Below are 16,936 nucleotides of genomic sequence, written 5' to 3' on the forward strand. Positions count from 1 at the left end.
AGCCGACGGCATGACGACGGCATGGTCGGAATATCGCCCCGTCTCGGCCCTGTTCGTCGATCTTGAGAACTCGGTGGGGCAGGTGGCGACCTTGGGCCCCGAGGCCTATGATCTTGCCTTGCAGGGCTTTCATGCCTTGGTTCAGCGGCAGGTAAGCAACTTTGGCGGCGAAGTCGCGCAATTTATGGGAGATGGGGTGATGTGCCTGTTCCACTCTCCCTTCGCCAGATTGTCGCGGGCCGAGGCGGCGGTAAGCGCGGCGCAGGAAATCGTTGCCGCGATGAAGGCGCCGGATGCGCCGTTCAGTGCCGATGTCCGGGTCGGCATCGCCTCGGGCCTGGCGCTTTTCAGTCAGGATGGGCAGGCCGCGGCCAAGCGCATGATCGGCAATTGCATCAATCTGGCCGCCCGGCTGCAAGCTGCGGCACATCCTGGCGAAACCCTTGTGTGTGACGAAACCAAAGGCGATGCCGAGGCAAGGTTTACCTTTGCCGCAGTGACGGGTCGGCCGCTCAAGGGGTTTTCCGGGGAAACGCTGTTGTGGTTGGCCTCTGCACCGCGTCCTCAGCCGGTCGAGGAATTACCCCGTCTTGTTCCGGCGCATCTGACGGACGTTCCCCTGATCGGCCGCGATGCGGAACTGGCACGGCTTGAGGCTACCCTGTCCGAAACCATTGCCGGTCATGGCCATTCTATCGCGGTTGTCGGCGAGGCGGGAATGGGCAAATCCCGACTGGTGCAAGAGTTTCTGCAGGGGCTGCTTGCGACAAGCTGCGCCCGCATGATTGTAAGTTGCAGCCGCGAAGGTGCGGGCAGCGATTATCACCCGATCAAGGATTACCTGCAGTGGCAAGCCGGGATAGCGCCCGCACATCAAGGCGATACCCGGGTCGCAAAGCTGGAACGGCTGTTTCGTCAGGACTGGGGCCTGACCCAGACGCAGGTTTCGGACCTGCTGCTGCTTCTGGATGCGCATTCGGATCAGCAGGCGTCGCTTAGTCAGGATCCGATCATTTTGCGGGCATGGCTTTCGCAACTGATTATTCACCGGATCATTCTGGCGCGCGGGACGCAACCGGCATTGGTCATCGTCATCGAGGATGCACATTGGCTGGACCACAGCTCGCGGGAATTGCTTGCAAATCTGCATGCAATCCTGTCCGGACAGCCGATCCTGCTGGTCTTTACCCAACGGCTTGCGGGGGAAATCGCCACGCCCTGTCTGCCTGCCGATCAGGTCCTGCGGCTCAGACCACTGGGCGAGGCGAATGCGATGAAGATGATCCTTAGCTGTCTGGCCGACCGGCAGAAGGATGCGGGGATAGTCGAATGGGTCAAGGACAAGTCGAAAGGCGTGCCGCTGTTTCTGTCCGCCTTTGCCGATTTCGTGCGCAAGCGCGACATTCCCGATCTGGGTCAGCAAAAACTGCCGATGGACCTTTTGGATCTGTGCGAACAAAGCCTGATCAATCTGCCCATCGCCACCCGGCGCTTTGCACAGGCGGCGGCCGTCATGGGCTCGACCTTTGATCCCGAACTTGTCGCTGCGCTGATGGGCGATACCAAGGCGCAGATGGACAGCCATATCCAACGGCTTTCACAGGAAAATCTGGCCGCCAGACGATCCGGTCGCGGCGGGCTGGACTTTGCGCATGATCTGGTTCGCGAGGCGATCTATGGCAATCTAAGCCAGCAGTTGCGCCAAAGGCTGCATGGCGAACTTGCCGATCTGATGCGGAAAACCCGGCCCGATGCGCCATCCCATCTGCTTGCCCTGCATTACGAGCGCGCCGAACGGAACGCCGATGCCATTGCCCAACTGGTGAATGCCAGCGTTGCGGCGGTGCGCGTCGGTGCCTTGCGCGAAGCCCGCGATCATCTGGCCAAGGCCTTTGAATTGCTGGAACGCCTGCAGCCCGGCCTCGACAAGCTGCATCAGGAGCTGCTTTTGCGCAGTGTCGAGGGGCCGCTTCACATGATCCTTGGCGGGCCGGGCAATCTGGCCTTCGGCACCGCGCAGCACCGCTCGATGGAGTTGATGCATCAGCTTGGGATTACCGGCGGGCGGACCCATGTTCTTTATAACTCCGGGCTGCATGACTGGGCATGTGCCCGATTGGACGCCGCAGACGAGATCAGCCACGATATCCTGTCGATGCCGGGCGAGGATGAAGAAGCCTTGCTAAGCGGTCACACGCTTGCGGGACTGGTGGCATGGCACAAAGGAGATATTGCCGCGGCCAGAGCACAAATGGGCCATGTCATCGCACTTTACCAACCCGACAGACACGCGGCCCTGTTTCCGAAATATCTCAAGGATTTCGGGGTCTTCAGCCTGTTCTATTCAGCGCTTGCCGCGGCCATTGCAGGCGACCCGGACACCGCCCGCAACTTTGCCGTCCGCGCCGAGGACCTCAGCGAACGGCTGGGGATCGCGCATGCCAAGGGCTTTGGCAAACTGGCGCGCTTCCTGACCGAGATGTTCTGCGGCGATCCGGACGCCACCGCCCGGCACGCGACAAGCGGGTTGGAGCTTGCCCGGACCCACCGCTTCCCCGAATTCGAGGCGATGGCGATCTTTGCGCAAGGATGGGCGATGACCCGCAGCCCATCAACCCATGCCGAGGGGCTGGAAAAGATGATCGCGGGCTTCCAGAACTGGTGCGATACGGAATTCATCGCATGGCAATCCCTGTTCGAAGCCATGATCGTTGAAGAGCTGGTTGTTGCCGATCGCCGGGCAGAGGCGGTCGTCCACCTGCGCCAACTCAAGACCCGGCTGGACTGGACCGGAGAGAAGCAGTTCCTGCCACTGGCTTTGAACGCCGAGGCACGTCTTCTGGCTGCCGATGGGCAACGGATCCCTGCCAGTGCCTGTGCCCAACGCGCGGTCGATCTGGCCAGAAAAAACGGCATGGCGCTGTGGCTGGCGCGGGCCGAGGACACCTTGTCCGGTCTCGACAGATGAGCCCGCCTGCCATGCGCGACGTCGATCGCTTCACACTGCTGGCCCAGCTTGAACCGGATATCAAACAGCGGGCTGCGGCTGCATTGCGATGGCGCAATTATAGCGCCGGCGAGATCATCATGGGGCCGGACGAAGACAGCGGCGACGTGTTCTTTCTGGGCTCCGGTCAGATATTCGCCGTGCATTGGACGGAAGACGGCCGCGAGATCATCTTTTCCGCGATCCCCGAGACCGGATATTTCGGCGAGCTGATGGCAATCGATGGCGTGCGCCGCTCGTTGTCGGTCTATGCGCGCACGACCGCCAGTCTGGCCATCCTGCCCGGAAGCGTCTTTCAGGAACTGATGGACATCAGCCCGGCTTTCCGCCGCGCCGTCCTGATCGATCTGGCCAAGAAGGTCCGCGACCTGACCGAGCGGAACTATCAGTTGACGACCTATTCTGTCATCGACCGGGTCAAGGCGTTCATCCTGCGCTTCGCGGCCGAAGCCAGCCGTTTGCAGCCCGGCGATCTGTTGCCGGATTTGCCCACCCACGCCGAAATCGCCGCTCATATCGGGGCGACCCGAGAGGCCGTGAGTCGCGCCTTTTCGACACTGAGACGCAAGAAAATCATCACCGGCAGCCGCCGCGGCCTTCAGATCAGTGACCCCGAGGCGCTGATGACGCCCTTCGGCACCGACGAGGACGAGGCGTTTTCCGGGTGCCGGCATCCCACCCGGCCGCAGCAGGCCGATAAAAGAAATACTCATTAATCGAGGCATCGGCCCCGGCACCATCTGTGGTCCACCTTCACGCCGCGTCCAGCGCCATGCCCTGACAGGCCGCTTGCTGGTGAAGCCTCTCGTACACGGGGCGATAGCGCGAGTTGTGCATATAGACGCTGAGGGCCGACAGGATCAGATTCAGATCCTCATCCGACAGCAAAGGTTGGAACTGCGTATCCGATTTTTGGTACGGCATGAACTTTCTCCCATTGGATAATAGCCATTTCCTCCGTGGCCTGCAGGAATGAATTTACCGGCACGGATCGCCGGGCGATGTGCGCAAGATCACAAACTGCGAAAGAATTTCATCCAGAAGGCGAGATGGCGACAGCCGCCACAGCCTGTTTGCCCGCGACGATCCGGACGTTTATCTGGGGCTTTGCTGATCGGGAAAAATCGGCTCAAAGGGAATAGCTGAAGTTGCGGCCAGTTAACGGGCCGTTGACGACCCTGATCGGTTCACTCACGCCGGCCAGCATGACCTGCCCGGCGGGTTCGATCCTTATTTGGTCGTGCGTGTCGCATCCGCGTGATCTTGTATCATGCGCCCTCTTGAGCCCGGCGCAGGTTCACGACGGATTTTATCGCCATGCGCTTCGCCTCCTCGGGCGCGACGCCCATGGCGTCGCAGTTATGGAGGATGGCTTGCATGACCCGCAATTCATGGTCATTGGCCACCGACTGATCCCGAGGTGGCTGGGGGCCTTGCGCCGTCATCTGCCTTTCCTTGCCACGACGCTTGCCACCACATCCTTGGTGCTGGGCGCGGCAGCGATCACCTTGGCCTTTTCCTTCTTGGGCTTCTTTTCGTCGCGTTTTCGTTTGTTCATGCCCTTGGCCATCTTCTGGCTCCTCTGGTTGCCGTCGACAGTCGACGGAATGTGCAGCGTAGACCTTTGTACGGGGATAGATAGACAATTCGCTGCGACTGTGACCTGGGCCTGCACCCGGCGCATGTCGCGACCGGTTGCCTATGTCCACAATCCGCAGCGACACTCTTGAATGTAAAGAAATACCATCCATATACCATCCAAACGGATGGAAAAAAGGTGCCGACGATGCGTCAGTTACGAGAGAGGACGCCGGAAAGCGAGAAGATCACGCTGAATCTGGGCTTTGTCGATCTGGGCCGGATCGATCTTCTGGTGCAGGAAGGCTTTTATTCGAACCGAAGCGATTTCATCCGCACGGCGATCCGCAACCAGTTGGACAGTCATGGAGAGGTCGTCACCCGCTCGATCCAGCGCAACACGATGGAGCTGGGTTTGCGCGATTACAGCCGTGCGGAACTGGAAGCCCTCCGCGATGCCGGAGAGGTGCTGCACGTCAAGGTCGTGGGGCTGGCGCGTATTGCCGCCGATGTGACGCCGGAGCTGGCCACCGCCGTCATCGGTTCGATCACTGTCCTTGGCGCGCTGCAAGCCGGGGCAGACGTCCGGCGAGCGCTTGCCGACCGTATTCACTAATCACCCCTATCCAAGGATCACCAGCATGAAACCTTTTGATATCGGCGCTCTGCGTCGGGCGATTGCCGGTGCGCGCCCCGGCGCCGCCAGCGATCTGGTGCGCCGCACCTTGGCGCAGCATGGATTAGTGGGGAAGGCCGAGAACACCGACGCCCAAAATCCTCTGTCCGCCATGACTGATCTGTTGAACCGGAACGTCCGCCCCGCTCCAGCCGTGCTGGTGCCCGGCGCCAGCTTGACGACCAATCATTTTACCTGTGAGGCAGGTGCCCGCGAGTATCTGACCTATGTTCCCTCAAGCGCGCTCAAGGGCATCACCGGGTTGATCGTCATGCTGCATGGCTGCACGCAGACCCATGCCGACTTTGCGGCGGGGACCGGGATGAACACCTTGGCGGAACAGCATGGCTTCGTCGTCGCTTATCCACAGCAGTCGCGCGGAGATAACGCTCAATCCTGCTGGAACTGGTTCAGTCCCGGCGACCAGCGGCGCGACCGGGGAGAGCCTGCGATCCTTGCCGGTATAGCTGCGCATGTCGCTAAGCTGCACGGTATCCAAGCCTCGGAAACCTTCGTGGCCGGACTGTCGGCGGGGGCAGCGATGGCGGTGATTATGGGCCAGACCTACCCCGACATCTTCGCGGGGGTGGGGGTCCATTCCGGCCTGCCTTTCGGTGCCGCCCAGGATGTTCCGTCGGCCTTTGCCACGATGGCGGGAACCGTAGGGGCTAGCCCGCCGCGGCCCGGGGACCGCCGGGCGACCCCTACCATAATCTTTCAGGGAACCACCGATCACACCGTCAATCCCGCCAATGCGGATCGGATTGCCCAGGACGTTCTTGCGGCGGGTCCTGAACTGACCCTGTTCGACAAGACCTCCAGCGAGTCGAACGGCCGCAGATATGTCCGGGAAACCACGACGACAAGCGACGGGGTGGCGCTGCTGGAATATTGGAAGATCGACGGATTGGGTCACGCTTGGTCAGGCGGAAATCCTGCCGGCTCTTATACTGATCCGGCCGGGCCGGATGCCAGTGCCGAAATGGTCAGATTTTTCCTGCAGCTTGCACGGAAAATCTAGTGAGAAAATATCCAGGTCATACAGCGTGGTTTCTTAAACCAACGGGCAGTCGTTACATGATTTAGCGGTGCGCGCGCTTTATTTCTATTTGGGTCGATATACATAAAACTCTATCAGCGCAATTTCTGTCCTGCGCTGGTCCTATTTATGATGCTTATCCTATTGGCGGCGATAGGAAAGACCGCTCCAAATTCGGCCTTCATCGCGATGGATCCCGCCCCGAACCGCTCCGATATAAGCTGCGGCGGCGGCGACAAGGGCGGAGGCCGCCAGAAGGAAGGCGCTGAGGATGCCCGTAACGCGCGCTTCCTCGGCTATTTTGGCGGCTTGATCCTTTGCTTCCTGGATCTTTTGCTCGGCTTCGGCTTTGAGTTGCTCTGCCTGCGCCTTCGCTTCTTCCAGTTTCTGCTCGGCCTCCGCGCGGATTTCTTTGGCGCGATCGACGGCCTGCGTTACGCGGGCATCGACCTCGGCCGGCGAAAGCCCGGTGCGTGCCGCAACGGTTTCGCGCAGAAAGTTCTGATCCTCCTCTGAAATCTCGCCTGTCGTGACGACGTTGACAAGGACGCCGGAAACATCGCTTGCAGAGGCATCGGAATTATCCGCAGCTGGCATGCCCGGAGCCGTCGCCGGCTGATTGGTATTTGCGCGCAGCAGCGCATTGCTGATATAGTCGATCGGGTTCGATTGCAGCCCATGCGGCATCATGTCGGACAGCGTCGGCGCGACTGCCTGACCCGCCCCTTGTGCGACGCCGCCGACCAGTTGACCCGCGCCCGATACCAGTCCTCCGGCCACTTGGCCTGCCCCCTCGGTGCCGCCGACAACCGATCCCGTGGCTTCTGCTACCGAACCGGCCGCGCCGCCAACAGCTTTGACACCACCCGTGACCGCGCCAGCCGCCAAAAGGCCACTGAGAACGATCCCCAGACCCCAGACGACCAAGCCGTGGATGCCGTCGCGGGCGGTTGTTTCATCCGTCGCACCGTCATCGCTGCGTCGGCGCATCCGGCCGGCAATATATCCGCCCAGCATATAGGCCGCGACCAGTGAAACTACCGACACGAGGCCGGTCAGGATCAGCATGAAAACACTGATTCCGCCATTTTCGTCGAAGGAAAAGCTTCCCAGCCCCAATCCAACCGAAAAGGTTGCAAGAACTACGGTAATTCCCGCCGCGACGATTGCCCCGGCAAATATGGCTGGAATATCAACGTAGCCGCGACCGTTACCCAGACCCGGCGCTGTCTGTTCCTGAATGGCCATTACCGTAATCCCAGCATGGAAAGTATGAAAAGAACCACGACCACAAGGCCGACAAGATAGATGATTGAGTTCAAAGCCGTTCCTCCCGGATAAAGCACGAATGCTGCAGGATGTTTATTCGCTGGGGATAACGTGGGGCATATGCACAAGTTCCGGACCGTTAGACTTTGTTAATCAGTCTATCAGGGCAATTTTCGAAATATTTCTGGCTTGGGAACATATTGCGTTATCAATTGTTACTCGCGCCCCCGGTATTATACCGGACCATTTTGGTAGGAGGCCGAAATGAAAATCTACATGGGATTACTGGCCGCTTGTGCCGCCGGTGCGTTAACTGCTTCGGCAGCGCAGGCCGACTGTGCTGCTGAACTTGCCGCACTCGAAAGTGGCGCAACATCAACGCCAAGCGCCGAGGGCATATCCAAAGATGGATCGCTGGCACCCCTTCAAAGCGCGACTGAACAGGAAGCTGTTCCCGGACAAGATCCACCGGCAGAGCCAGACAGCGCGCCCGCTGCTATGGCAGAGGCACCATCCGACGCGACGGCGGGAACCGATGATGGGGCTACATCCGACGCTGAAGGGGTGGCCAAGGACGGCTCGCAGGCCCCCTTGGAAACCGATGCCAACCAAGCGATGTCTGGACAGGATGCACAGGCTCAGCAGGAAGGTGAGCCGACTGCTGCGGAAACCGCTCAGGCAGGCACTGCCACAGGTGATCGCGAAGCTGCCATACAGAACGCCCGCGATGCACTGGCAGCAGGGGACGAAGCCGCTTGTCTGGAGGCAGTCGCGGAGGCTGCAAAGCTTTAGTTTATGTTAACTCCGCCGTGATCGGCTGAAATCTGCCTATGTTCTTTCCCGGATTCGGCAAGCGTTCGTGTGCATGCTAGCGTTCTCTTATCGGTCAGAGGAGGGGTGAGCTATGGGGCAAAAATATGTGCCAGAATTGCACGACCCGAATTATCGCAAGGCCGAGGGACAGGACGACAAGCCCTTGACGGACGAAGAAGCCGAGCGCCGGTTTGATGCGATCATCGCCAAGCTGGACGCCGAAGACCGGGCGGCGCAGCGGTCACAATGAAATAACGCCCTGCCGATAAGGCGGGGCGTTTTTATGAAAAAGCCCCCGCGCCGTAGCGCAGGGGCGGCAGGTCAGGCGCGGTCACCTACATGGGAGACCTGTCGCGAGGCAGTGAGATTACCGGCGCCCTTCGTGCTGCAATATAACCCCTTAAGTGCATATTTGTTCCACGCTCTACCAAGAGTTGCGCTCGCGGGGTTCTTCTTGCCGCAGATATTTGGGCTTGGCCGAGTTCATTACGTCGAATTCTTCAGGCTTATGCGCGGCGCCTTCGTGCTTTCCCTGCCCATTCTCCCGCCGCGGCAGATGGGTGGCGGGGTTGCCTGTGTCCGTTGGACGTTCTCGGGTTATCACGGTTACCTCCTGCCGCGCCAACCTGCAGGAAGCCGAGTTGTTCCTGACCTGCAAATGCCCTTCGAAGCACAAGTATCCGTGCAGTTCAGGGCAGATTCTGCTTTGCCTACAGCATCCGCCGAAGCTTGAAGGCCACGGGAAAGGCAACGCGCGTGGTGGCCTGCGTCAGGATGAAAGCGATAGGCCAGGCGATGATGAACTGCCTGGGCCAGGCATGCAGCCACTCGGCGGTCAGTCCCATGCCGATGGCGGACATGATGCCCGACATGGAAAGGGCCATCATGAAGGTGATGAGGATCTGGGCGATTATCAGGGTTCGTTTATCCATCGTTCTTCTCAAGCAACGGGCAGGGCTGAACGAGTGGAAACCCGAACACGACAGCACCATCCCCAAGTGGCGCCGCGGGTTCGTGGCAAGCACGACTAGATCCTGCTGGGCAGGGGCCGGAATAACCAAACCGGCCTGAAATCTTTTCGGCAGGCGAGTTTCCTAAACCTTGGGATGCGGAGAGTCAAATCGGGCACTGATCCGCCAGTGATGCCTGCAGAAAACTGCGCGTCCCCCGCAAAGATTTCAGCCCTTCAGAATCAACGCGATGCCGCTGACGATCGAGAATGTCAGCACCGCCACGCGCAGCGCCGGGCCGTTGATGCGGGTGTGGACCAACCGTGACAGCCCGGTGCCGATAAGCACGGCCGGGACCAGATACAGGGCTGCCAGCAATTGATCCTGTCCGATGCGACCTGCGATTGCCAGTATCACCAGCGAGATCATCTCTCCGACCAGAAAGCAGGTGGCGACGGTCGAGCGTAAGACCGGTCCGGGGGCATGTTGATACAGCAACGCCAAAGGGGGGCCGCCGATGCCGGTTGCCGTTTCTGTGACGCCGGTGAAAAGGCCCACGCCCAGCGACGCCGAAGGGCTGGGCGAGAATGGCGGCGACAGCAGCGCGACAACGGCGGCCAATACGGTGAACAGGCCGACCGCGACCTCCAATTGCCTCACGGACAGTGCGATCAGCACCGCCATGCCAAGGAAGGCTCCGAAAAAGCGCCCGGCCGTGATCCAACTGGTTCCGCGCCGGTCGATCATCTGCCGCTCTCGCCACGCGACCAGAAAATTCAGCGGCAGCATAAGGATCAGCAGTGTGACCGGCAGATAGCTGGCGTCGATCAGGCCAAAGATCGGTGCCATGATCAGCGCAAACCCGATGCCGACCGCACCTTGGACAAAGGCCGAGGCGCCAACCATCATCGACAGCAAGGCAAAAGCCGCAAGCGTCATGCCGGCCTCGCCGCGATCAGGCTGTCCGCCGTCGGGTGGATCCGCTGGATAGGGGCGGCGGCAAGGGCCGGGGCTGCCAGCTCGCGGATCTCGCTCATCAGGGCATGCGCGTCCCAGTCCACCGGCCAGCCGTGCAACAGCCGCAATCTGCCATTGGTGAAGACCGCGTCGATCTGGTCGCGGTTGCCATAGCGTACCAGCTCCCATGTCAGGTCATGCGAGGGCGTGAATTCGGGCCGGTTCAGATCCACCAGCAGAAAATCGGCGGCCAGCCCTTCGGTGATGCGGCCCGTCACCCGCGCCAGACCGCTGGCATCGGCGGCCATCCGCGTTGCCGCATCCACCCACAGCCAACCGCCGCCACAGGAACTGTCGCCGCAGGCAAGGCCATAACCGGCGCGCTGCAACGTCTCTGCCGCATCCATCAGACGGAACCCGTCGGCCCTTGTGCCATCGGTGCCAAGGCCAAAGCGGATGCCAAGCGCCCGCATCTGCATCGCCGGAGCAATCGCATTTCCCTTCCAGACCGAGGCCACGGGGTTATAGGCGACCGCCGTGCCGGTATCGCGCAACAGGTTCAGCTCGGACGGCGTGACCAGAGTCGAATGCGCAATCAGCGTCTGCGGGCCAAGCGCGCCGATATGGGCAAGATGCTCCAGCGGGCGGCGCCCATTCGCGACCAGCGAGCGTTCAACCGCAACAAGATGTTCGTTCACATGGGTCTGGAAGGTCACGCCCGCTTCGGCCGCCATGGCCGAGATCTGGCGCAGCATCGCATCGCTGGCCACCTCGGGGATCGAGATGGCAAGCGAGCCGTGGATCAGCGGATCGTCCTGACAGGCCTCCAGATGCGCCTCGGCCCGGCGGATGATCTCGTCGTGTTCAGGCATTTGCGCCGTGCCGCCCTGGTCGTTGCAGATTTGCGCCACGACCAGCCTCAGCCCCACCTCGCGTGCGGCATCGACCAGTTTGCCGATATGACCCGCCGAGCGTGTCCCGGCATCTACGGCGGTGGTAAAGCCGCCGCGCAGGCATTCCAGTGCTGCCAGTTTCGACGACAGGTAAACCATATGCTCGTCAAGACTGCCTTCCAGCGGCACCCAGATGCGACGAAAAATCTCGGACGGTTCACCAAACACCAGCGATTTGCCCAGTGATTGCGTCATATGGGTGTGGGTGTCTATGAAACCCGGCATCATCAGATGATCCGGCAGTTCGATCACCCGCGCCTGCGGATGAGTGGAGCGCAGGGCGGCGGGATCGCCGATCTGCCCGAACCGTCCACCCCGCAAGAGGACGGCCATCCCGCGCTGCGGTCCGTCGTCCAGAAGCAGCCGCCCGGGCACGACGATCACATCCTCGGCCGAGGCAAAGAACTGGCGCAGGTCGGTCATCATGCTTGCTCCGTGGTTTCATGGGATTTGGATGCGCTGAATTCGAAAAGGGCGTTGACGACCGCCGCCGTGATGGTGCCCATGGCCAGCCCATTGCCCAGGATCATCTGTGACCATTGCGGAAATTGGCTGTAAACACCCGGCACAAGGATCGGCATCAATCCCATTGCCAGCCCCGAGGCCAGCGTGAACATCGCGCCGTGGTCCCGCAGATCGACCCGGCTTAGCACATGAATGCCGATGACGCCGATGATCGAAAAGACGATGATGGCGGTGCCGCCGACCACCGGGCCGGGCAGGACGCTGGCCAGTCGCGATACCGGTGCGAGAAGCGCGATGATGACAAGGAGCACTCCGGCCATCGCCGTGACATAGCGCGAGCGGACCCCGGTGGCCCGGACGATACCCACATTCTCGCCCGAGGTGATGATCAGCGAGGTGCCAAATACGCCGCCTATGATCGACATGACTGCGTCGCCCTTGATGGTGCGCGGAACGATGGCATGGGCGTCGCCCTTGCGGTTCACGATCTCGGCGGTGGCGATGGTCTGGCCCGTGGCCTCGGCCATCGAGATGATCGAGAAGATGATGAGCGGCAGCGAGGCGATGATGTCGAATTTCGGCATCCCGAAGGGGAACAGATGCGGCACCGCGATGATCGACCCGTCCATCACTCCCGTCACGTCCAGCCGGCCCAGTGCGGCCGCCAGCAGCGTGCCCGCGATCAGCCCCAGCATGACCGAGATGCGTTGCATCGTGCCGGTGAACACGCGCGAAAAGATCACCGTCAATGCAATGGTCGCCAGCGCCAGCCCGACGTTGACCGGATCGGCGAAATTCTCGCTATCCGGTCGTCCGGTGATCGTCCCGCCATAGATTTTGACCAGATTCACCGCCACCAGCAGCAGCATCGTGCCGACCACAATGGGCGGAAAGAAGCGCAGCAGGCGCCGAAATACCGGCAGCGCGATGAAATAGAACACGCCGGTCATCAGCACGGCACCAACGGCGGTCTGCACGTCGGTCTGGCTGGCAATGGCTAGAAAGATTGCAATGGGCGCGCCGCCGGGCACCATGATGAAGGGCAGCCGCGCGCCCAGACCCGCCGGCCCAAAGCTTTGCAGGATCGAGCCCAAGCCACAGACAAGAAACGTCGCACTGATGATTGATACAGTCTGCGCCGGATTGAAACCCAGCGTCTGGGCGACCAGAAATACCGCCGTGATCGGCGACGCGGCCATCACCAGCACATGCTGGAACCCGTAAATCACCAAGTCCTTGAACGGCAGAATGGTATCTACCGGCTCGGTTGTTGGGTTGGCATCCCTTATCGATGTCATTGGTTTTCCCCTGTTGGAAGTGTCGTTTGCTTCTATGCAAATCGTTTTGCTAAGCATTTTCTTATCAACATAATCGATTCGTGCAAATCGTTTTGTTGCCGGTCCGGCCGGCTTGCGGCTAAACTGGCGGTCAACACTTGGCGCATGGAAATATCTTGAGCAAACCGACGATCTCGGATCTGGCAAAGGCGGCGGGGGTGTCGGTCACGACCGTTTCGCACGCGTTCAGTGGTCGCAGACATGTCGATCCCGACACGCGGGACCGTATTCAGAAGCTTGCCGCCCAGATCGGCTATCACCCCAGCAGCATGGCGCGGGCGCTGCGCAGCGGGCGGACCGGGGTGATCGCGCTGGCCTCATCGATGCCCTTCGCCGTTGCCGCCGGGCCATCTCGACTGGGTTTTCTGATGGAGATCGCGGCCTCGGCTGCCATGTCGGCGCTGACCCGCGATCTTGCGCTGTGCCTGATCCCGCCGCACCCTTCGGTCAAAAGCTATGGCTCGGTGGGCTTTGACGGCGTGATACTGGTCGAGCCTGCTCGCGACGACCCGGTCGTGGTGCATTTTGAAAGCCGCAAGACGCCGGTGGTGTCTATCGGCACGGTGCCGGGCCGTCCCGACATTCCCGCCGTCGATATCCGCTCGGCCGAGACGGCGACCCTGCTGCTGGAGCATCTGGCGCAACAAGGGGCCAGACGGATCGCGGGCGTGATCGGCTCCAGTGCCCGGTCGAGCCAGATCGAGGCTGAACAGGCTTGGCTGTCCTTCGCAGAACGTCGGGGGGGGCAGGCTGCGCTGTTGAGACTGGATGAAGCCGAGGGCGAAGACATCGGCTACCGCGAGGCATTGCGGTTGCTGCGGGACGATCCGGGGATCGACGGCCTGTTCGCCTCGGTCGATGCCTTTGCCAGCGGAGCGGTCCGGGCCGCACGAGATCTTGGCCGCGCTATCCCCGGCCAGTTGCGCATCGTCACCCGCTATGACGGCCTGAGGGCCAAGCTGTCCCAGCCGCCCCTGACCGCCGTTGATCTGCATCTACCCATGGTTGCGGAGGCAGCCGTGCAACTGCTGTTCGACCGGATCGAGGGAACCGGCAGAACCGTCATGGCCGATTTGCCCGAACTGGTTATCCGGCGGTCATCGGCGGCAGAACCGTAGTTTCACGGTGAGTGCGGGATCGCGGCTGTTGCAGCGTGGATCGAGAGCGGTTGTCTTGAGGGATCACCGATAGCCGAAACCCATGATATAGTCCCGCAGCAGCCCCTCTTCATTCTCGGTTTCCCGCAATAGGCATTCCAGAGCATCGCGCGCATTCAGCACCCCGACCGGGTGATCCGCGCCATCGACAAGCGGCAGGTTTTTCAGCCCCCGTTCTTGCATCAACGACCAAAGCGCCCTGAGGTCATCGCTTTCCCTGCATGTCACCACCTCTCGGCGCATGACCGTGAAAACAGGTGCATGGGTGTGAAGATGCTCCCCTCGGGCCAGCCGTTCGACCAGATCCGTCTTGGTGAGAATGCCCGAAAGACAATCCCGCCCATCGTGCAGGACGACCATGTCGGTTCCGGCTTGAAGATGGCGGGCAACATCCAGAATGTCGGCCGCCTCATTCATCATGACCAGCCGTTCCCGTGCCTGTTCCACAACATAATGAACGAATGCCATCGCCATCACCCCTGCGGTTTCAGAGTTTCTGAATGGGGGAAATCCCCCTCAAAGCAATCACCGCGCCGCACACAAGCCAGCCCGTCTTTGGACTGCTGCGCCGGTGCCTAAACAGCCGCTTCTCCATGTCGCCAATAGCTTACGACCAGATGTTCGCCCTTTTCAAGGTCGGTCTCGTTGCGCTGCCAAGCCCTGATGGCGCGGAATGCCGAATATTCACAGCCCACCCAAAGATAGCGGCTGCCCTGTGCCGGATCAGGCAGACCCGCCGCGCAAACCGCATGTTTAAGCTGGGCCCCCGTTTCACCGCGGCGCATCAGCCATTCGACCTGCACCGAGGAACGCGTGGCCAGATTCTGGATCTCGGCGGCATCCTCGACCTCGATAAAGGCGCGGCCCTGCGCTTCGGGGGGCAGTGCGTCCAGCATTCGCGCGATGGCGGGCAGTGCCGTTTCATCGCCCGCGAAAAGATAGTGATCGGCCGGTCTCAGCCCACCGCCACCCGGCCCGACGATGCCGATCTCGTCGCCCTCCCGTGCCGTATCCGCAAGCGCCGAACCGGGGCCGGCCTCGGGGTGCAATACGAAATCGACAAGGATCGTGGCGCGGTCGCGTTCGACCTCGCGCACCGTATACTTGCGATAATCGGGCCTGCTGTCGGGATTATCCCATATAATCTGGCCGCTGGACCCGACGCGGGGCCATTGCGGATGGCGTGCGTCCTTTTGCACAAGCACGTTTAGATGCAACGCTTCCATCTGGTCAAAGCGACCGACATCGCCGCGCAAATGCAGGCGGCGCATGCGGGGGGTGATGGTTTCGACGCGCGTGACCTGCATGATCTGGAAGTTCGGCGGGCGATCCAGGGTGCTGCCATCGCCCTGCCAGGCGATCTGCGGCTGGTCGGGCGCGGACAGTTCAAGGACATGCTCGGCCAGTATCTGACGCATGAAATACAGTGGCTCGATATCAGGCGCCTCGATGCTGATTTCCGTCACCGGCAACGCTGGCCGGATCATGGCCTGCGCGTTGTGCAGGGTGATATGATGCACCCCATCCAGAACGCGGTGGCAGGCATGGTGATCCTGCAGATGCGCGCAAAGCGTGGCGATGATGGCATGCGGGTCGGACAGCCGGACGTGGCAGCGGGCGGTAAGCTTGCGGGTCACGAGGGGGTTCCTTCAGGGGGCGTCGATGCAAAAGCTGCCGCTTAGGGGAACGGCAAGGAAATCGGTGTTGATCCGGTCCAGCGTGTCCTGCGGGTCCAGATGGGCAAATATTTCGGGATGAATCCATCGGGCAAGGCATTCGGTCACGACGACATTCAGCGCCGAGATCGAAAGCTGGTGCGACACGCCATGCGCGCGGCCTTCGGCCACGGCGGGGATGTTGCGACGGATCGAGCCGGCAAGCACCTGCTCCAGCGATTGCTGGGCGTCTTGCGGCGGGATGCCGGCGCCGATGACGAAGCCGCCGGCCCCCGCCAGATGCGCGCCGCCGGTGGCGACATAGATGGCGGGACCGTCGATCATCAGGGTCTCGGGCGCGACACGGCCATCGTATCCCGCGATCCCCCCCGAGCCAAAGCTTTCGCCGCCGGCCAGCGCCACCATCTGGGCCAGCATGTTGTCGCGGCCGGGGACGGCGCAGCAGGGACCGGCGGCATGCCCTTCGACCAACACTTTCGGCCGGGGCGCATCGGCGGGGACGGCTTGTCGAATGGCCTCCATCCGGGCCGAGGCGAAATCGGCAAAGGCGTCGGCACGATCCTCGCGGCCCATGGCGCGGCCCAATAGATGCAGCGCGCGCGCCGAAGAGGTGACGCGGTCAATCCGGTGATCTTCACTGTTCTCCAGAAACAGCACCGGGATTCCCGCCGCCTCCAGCCGCTCGGCCAAAGGCTGCCAGCCGGGGTCCCACAGCGTCACCACGAAAAGATCGGGCGCCGCCGCGATGATCGGCTCGACCGAGGTTGATGCCGGGGTCACCCCGGCGATTTCCGGGACATCATCGACTGCGGGAAAGCGGGCGCGGACAGCGGCTTTCAGACCTGCATCCAGCCGCTGCGGCCCGCCCCAGCCGGCGACAGTGGCGACGGGGTCGGGCTCCAGCAGCGCCAGGGACAGCAGCAGCAGGCTGTCATTGGTCGCGATGTTGCGGGCAGGTCGGTCCAGCCGCACCTCGCGCCCGGCGGCATCGGTCAGCACGATCTCTGCCCGCGCGATGGCGGGCAGGATCAGGGCAAGGACAAGGATCAGGGCCCGCAT

At 61.7% G+C, this 16,936-nt stretch carries 18 protein-coding genes; 7 read left to right on the forward strand and 11 right to left on the reverse strand.

The genetic code is table 11. From position 1 onward, the window contains the following. Positions 1–10: 10 nt before the first annotated feature. Both JWJ88_RS20755 and JWJ88_RS20760 read left to right on the forward strand, forming a co-directional pair. Positions 11–2,968, forward strand: a complete 2,958-nt coding sequence (locus tag JWJ88_RS20755; RefSeq protein ID WP_205297086.1) for an ATP-binding protein — start codon at positions 11–13, stop codon at positions 2,966–2,968. An 11-nt stretch (positions 2,969–2,979) separates the two neighbouring features. After that, positions 2,980–3,723: a Crp/Fnr family transcriptional regulator gene (locus JWJ88_RS20760; protein WP_205297087.1), complete on the forward strand. Its 744-nt coding sequence runs from the start codon at positions 2,980–2,982 to the stop codon at positions 3,721–3,723. A gap of 37 nt (positions 3,724–3,760) precedes the next feature. On the opposite strand, the gene JWJ88_RS20765 is transcribed toward JWJ88_RS20760, so the two are convergent. The 3 genes from JWJ88_RS20765 to JWJ88_RS22025 form a co-directional block, all read right to left on the reverse strand. Beyond that, positions 3,761–3,931 (reverse strand): hypothetical protein, encoded by a 171-nt coding sequence (locus JWJ88_RS20765; protein ID WP_205297088.1) that lies wholly within the window; start codon positions 3,929–3,931, stop codon positions 3,761–3,763. Between the two features lie 344 nt (positions 3,932–4,275). Next, positions 4,276–4,452, reverse strand: a complete 177-nt coding sequence (locus JWJ88_RS20770) for a hypothetical protein (protein ID WP_205297089.1) — start codon at positions 4,450–4,452, stop codon at positions 4,276–4,278. Continuing rightward, positions 4,449–4,577 (reverse strand): hypothetical protein, encoded by a 129-nt coding sequence (locus JWJ88_RS22025; RefSeq protein ID WP_256439751.1) that lies wholly within the window; start codon positions 4,575–4,577, stop codon positions 4,449–4,451. The genes JWJ88_RS20770 and JWJ88_RS22025 overlap by 4 nt, the downstream gene beginning before the upstream one ends. A 216-nt stretch (positions 4,578–4,793) precedes the next feature. On the opposite strand from JWJ88_RS22025, the gene JWJ88_RS20775 reads away from it, so the two are divergent. Both JWJ88_RS20775 and JWJ88_RS20780 read left to right on the forward strand, forming a co-directional pair. Beyond that, positions 4,794–5,201: a CopG family transcriptional regulator gene (locus tag JWJ88_RS20775; protein ID WP_353143082.1), complete on the forward strand. Its 408-nt coding sequence runs from the start codon at positions 4,794–4,796 to the stop codon at positions 5,199–5,201. A gap of 25 nt (positions 5,202–5,226) precedes the next feature. Continuing rightward, positions 5,227–6,282: an extracellular catalytic domain type 1 short-chain-length polyhydroxyalkanoate depolymerase gene (locus tag JWJ88_RS20780; protein WP_205297091.1), complete on the forward strand. Its 1,056-nt coding sequence runs from the start codon at positions 5,227–5,229 to the stop codon at positions 6,280–6,282. A 159-nt stretch (positions 6,283–6,441) separates the two neighbouring features. Here the strand turns inward: JWJ88_RS20780 and JWJ88_RS20785 are convergent, their stop codons facing one another. Beyond that, entirely contained in the window at positions 6,442–7,227 is a 786-nt protein-coding gene (locus tag JWJ88_RS20785) for a hypothetical protein (RefSeq protein WP_322986511.1), read from the reverse strand. A 606-nt stretch (positions 7,228–7,833) separates the two neighbouring features. Here JWJ88_RS20785 and JWJ88_RS20790 point away from each other — a divergent pair. Both JWJ88_RS20790 and JWJ88_RS20795 read left to right on the forward strand, forming a co-directional pair. Beyond that, positions 7,834–8,361, forward strand: coding sequence for a hypothetical protein (locus tag JWJ88_RS20790; RefSeq protein ID WP_240200392.1), 528 nt, complete (start codon positions 7,834–7,836; stop codon positions 8,359–8,361). A 112-nt stretch (positions 8,362–8,473) separates the two neighbouring features. Then, on the forward strand, positions 8,474–8,632 hold the full coding sequence (locus JWJ88_RS20795; protein WP_205297093.1) for a hypothetical protein: 159 nt from the start codon (positions 8,474–8,476) through the stop codon (positions 8,630–8,632). A gap of 460 nt (positions 8,633–9,092) precedes the next feature. Here JWJ88_RS20795 and JWJ88_RS20800 read toward each other — a convergent pair whose 3' ends face one another. The 4 genes from JWJ88_RS20800 to JWJ88_RS20815 all read right to left on the reverse strand — a co-directional run bounded on the left by JWJ88_RS20800 (position 9,093) and on the right by JWJ88_RS20815 (position 13,005). Then, the gene (locus JWJ88_RS20800; protein WP_205297094.1) at positions 9,093–9,314 is read right to left on the reverse strand and encodes a DUF2798 domain-containing protein; all 222 of its coding nucleotides are present in this window, start codon (positions 9,312–9,314) and stop codon (positions 9,093–9,095) included. Positions 9,315–9,560: 246 nt separating this feature from the next. Continuing rightward, complete coding sequence (locus JWJ88_RS20805) at positions 9,561–10,271, reverse strand: sulfite exporter TauE/SafE family protein (RefSeq protein ID WP_205297095.1); 711 nt, start codon at positions 10,269–10,271, stop codon at positions 9,561–9,563. Further along, positions 10,268–11,665 (reverse strand): amidohydrolase family protein, encoded by a 1,398-nt coding sequence (locus tag JWJ88_RS20810; RefSeq protein WP_205297147.1) that lies wholly within the window; start codon positions 11,663–11,665, stop codon positions 10,268–10,270. The genes JWJ88_RS20805 and JWJ88_RS20810 overlap by 4 nt, the downstream gene beginning before the upstream one ends. Beyond that, positions 11,665–13,005, reverse strand: a complete 1,341-nt coding sequence (locus tag JWJ88_RS20815; RefSeq protein ID WP_205297096.1) for a uracil-xanthine permease family protein — start codon at positions 13,003–13,005, stop codon at positions 11,665–11,667. The genes JWJ88_RS20810 and JWJ88_RS20815 overlap by 1 nt, the downstream gene beginning before the upstream one ends. A 155-nt stretch (positions 13,006–13,160) precedes the next feature. Here JWJ88_RS20815 and JWJ88_RS20820 point away from each other — a divergent pair, with 155 nt between their 5' ends. After that, positions 13,161–14,162: a substrate-binding domain-containing protein gene (locus tag JWJ88_RS20820; protein WP_205297097.1), complete on the forward strand. Its 1,002-nt coding sequence runs from the start codon at positions 13,161–13,163 to the stop codon at positions 14,160–14,162. Between the two features lie 63 nt (positions 14,163–14,225). Here JWJ88_RS20820 and JWJ88_RS20825 read toward each other — a convergent pair whose 3' ends face one another. From JWJ88_RS20825 to JWJ88_RS20835, 3 genes are all read right to left on the reverse strand, one after another. Next, complete coding sequence (locus JWJ88_RS20825) at positions 14,226–14,669, reverse strand: CBS domain-containing protein (protein ID WP_205297098.1); 444 nt, start codon at positions 14,667–14,669, stop codon at positions 14,226–14,228. A 107-nt stretch (positions 14,670–14,776) separates the two neighbouring features. Beyond that, on the reverse strand, positions 14,777–15,838 hold the full coding sequence (locus tag JWJ88_RS20830; protein ID WP_205297099.1) for a siderophore-interacting protein: 1,062 nt from the start codon (positions 15,836–15,838) through the stop codon (positions 14,777–14,779). 12 nt (positions 15,839–15,850) lie between these two features. Then, positions 15,851–16,936, reverse strand: coding sequence for an ABC transporter substrate-binding protein (locus tag JWJ88_RS20835; RefSeq protein ID WP_205297100.1), 1,086 nt, complete (start codon positions 16,934–16,936; stop codon positions 15,851–15,853).

The organism is Paracoccus methylovorus (assembly GCF_016919705.1).
Taxonomy (GTDB): Bacteria; Pseudomonadota; Alphaproteobacteria; order Rhodobacterales; family Rhodobacteraceae; genus Paracoccus; species Paracoccus methylovorus.

Bases quoted from the DNA above. Each gene is read 5' to 3' on its own strand.
- JWJ88_RS20825 (WP_205297098.1), bottom strand. From the start codon at position 14,669: ATGGCATTCGTTCATTATGTTGTGGAACAGGCACGGGAACGGCTGGTC.
- JWJ88_RS20805 (WP_205297095.1), bottom strand. From the start codon at position 10,271: ATGACGCTTGCGGCTTTTGCCTTGCTGTCGATGATGGTTGGCGCCTCG.
- JWJ88_RS20835 (WP_205297100.1), bottom strand. From the start codon at position 16,936: ATGCGGGCCCTGATCCTTGTCCTTGCCCTGATCCTGCCCGCCATCGCG.
- JWJ88_RS20770 (WP_205297089.1), bottom strand. From the start codon at position 4,452: ATGACGGCGCAAGGCCCCCAGCCACCTCGGGATCAGTCGGTGGCCAAT.
- JWJ88_RS20755 (WP_205297086.1), top strand. From the start codon at position 11: ATGACGACGGCATGGTCGGAATATCGCCCCGTCTCGGCCCTGTTCGTC.
- JWJ88_RS20810 (WP_205297147.1), bottom strand. From the start codon at position 11,665: ATGACCGACCTGCGCCAGTTCTTTGCCTCGGCCGAGGATGTGATCGTC.
- JWJ88_RS20780 (WP_205297091.1), top strand. From the start codon at position 5,227: ATGAAACCTTTTGATATCGGCGCTCTGCGTCGGGCGATTGCCGGTGCG.
- JWJ88_RS20815 (WP_205297096.1), bottom strand. From the start codon at position 13,005: ATGACATCGATAAGGGATGCCAACCCAACAACCGAGCCGGTAGATACC.
- JWJ88_RS22025 (WP_256439751.1), bottom strand. From the start codon at position 4,577: ATGGCCAAGGGCATGAACAAACGAAAACGCGACGAAAAGAAGCCCAAG.
- JWJ88_RS20760 (WP_205297087.1), top strand. From the start codon at position 2,980: ATGCGCGACGTCGATCGCTTCACACTGCTGGCCCAGCTTGAACCGGAT.
- JWJ88_RS20775 (WP_353143082.1), top strand. From the start codon at position 4,794: ATGCGTCAGTTACGAGAGAGGACGCCGGAAAGCGAGAAGATCACGCTG.
- JWJ88_RS20800 (WP_205297094.1), bottom strand. From the start codon at position 9,314: ATGGATAAACGAACCCTGATAATCGCCCAGATCCTCATCACCTTCATG.
- JWJ88_RS20790 (WP_240200392.1), top strand. From the start codon at position 7,834: ATGAAAATCTACATGGGATTACTGGCCGCTTGTGCCGCCGGTGCGTTA.
- JWJ88_RS20765 (WP_205297088.1), bottom strand. From the start codon at position 3,931: ATGCCGTACCAAAAATCGGATACGCAGTTCCAACCTTTGCTGTCGGAT.
- JWJ88_RS20795 (WP_205297093.1), top strand. From the start codon at position 8,474: ATGGGGCAAAAATATGTGCCAGAATTGCACGACCCGAATTATCGCAAG.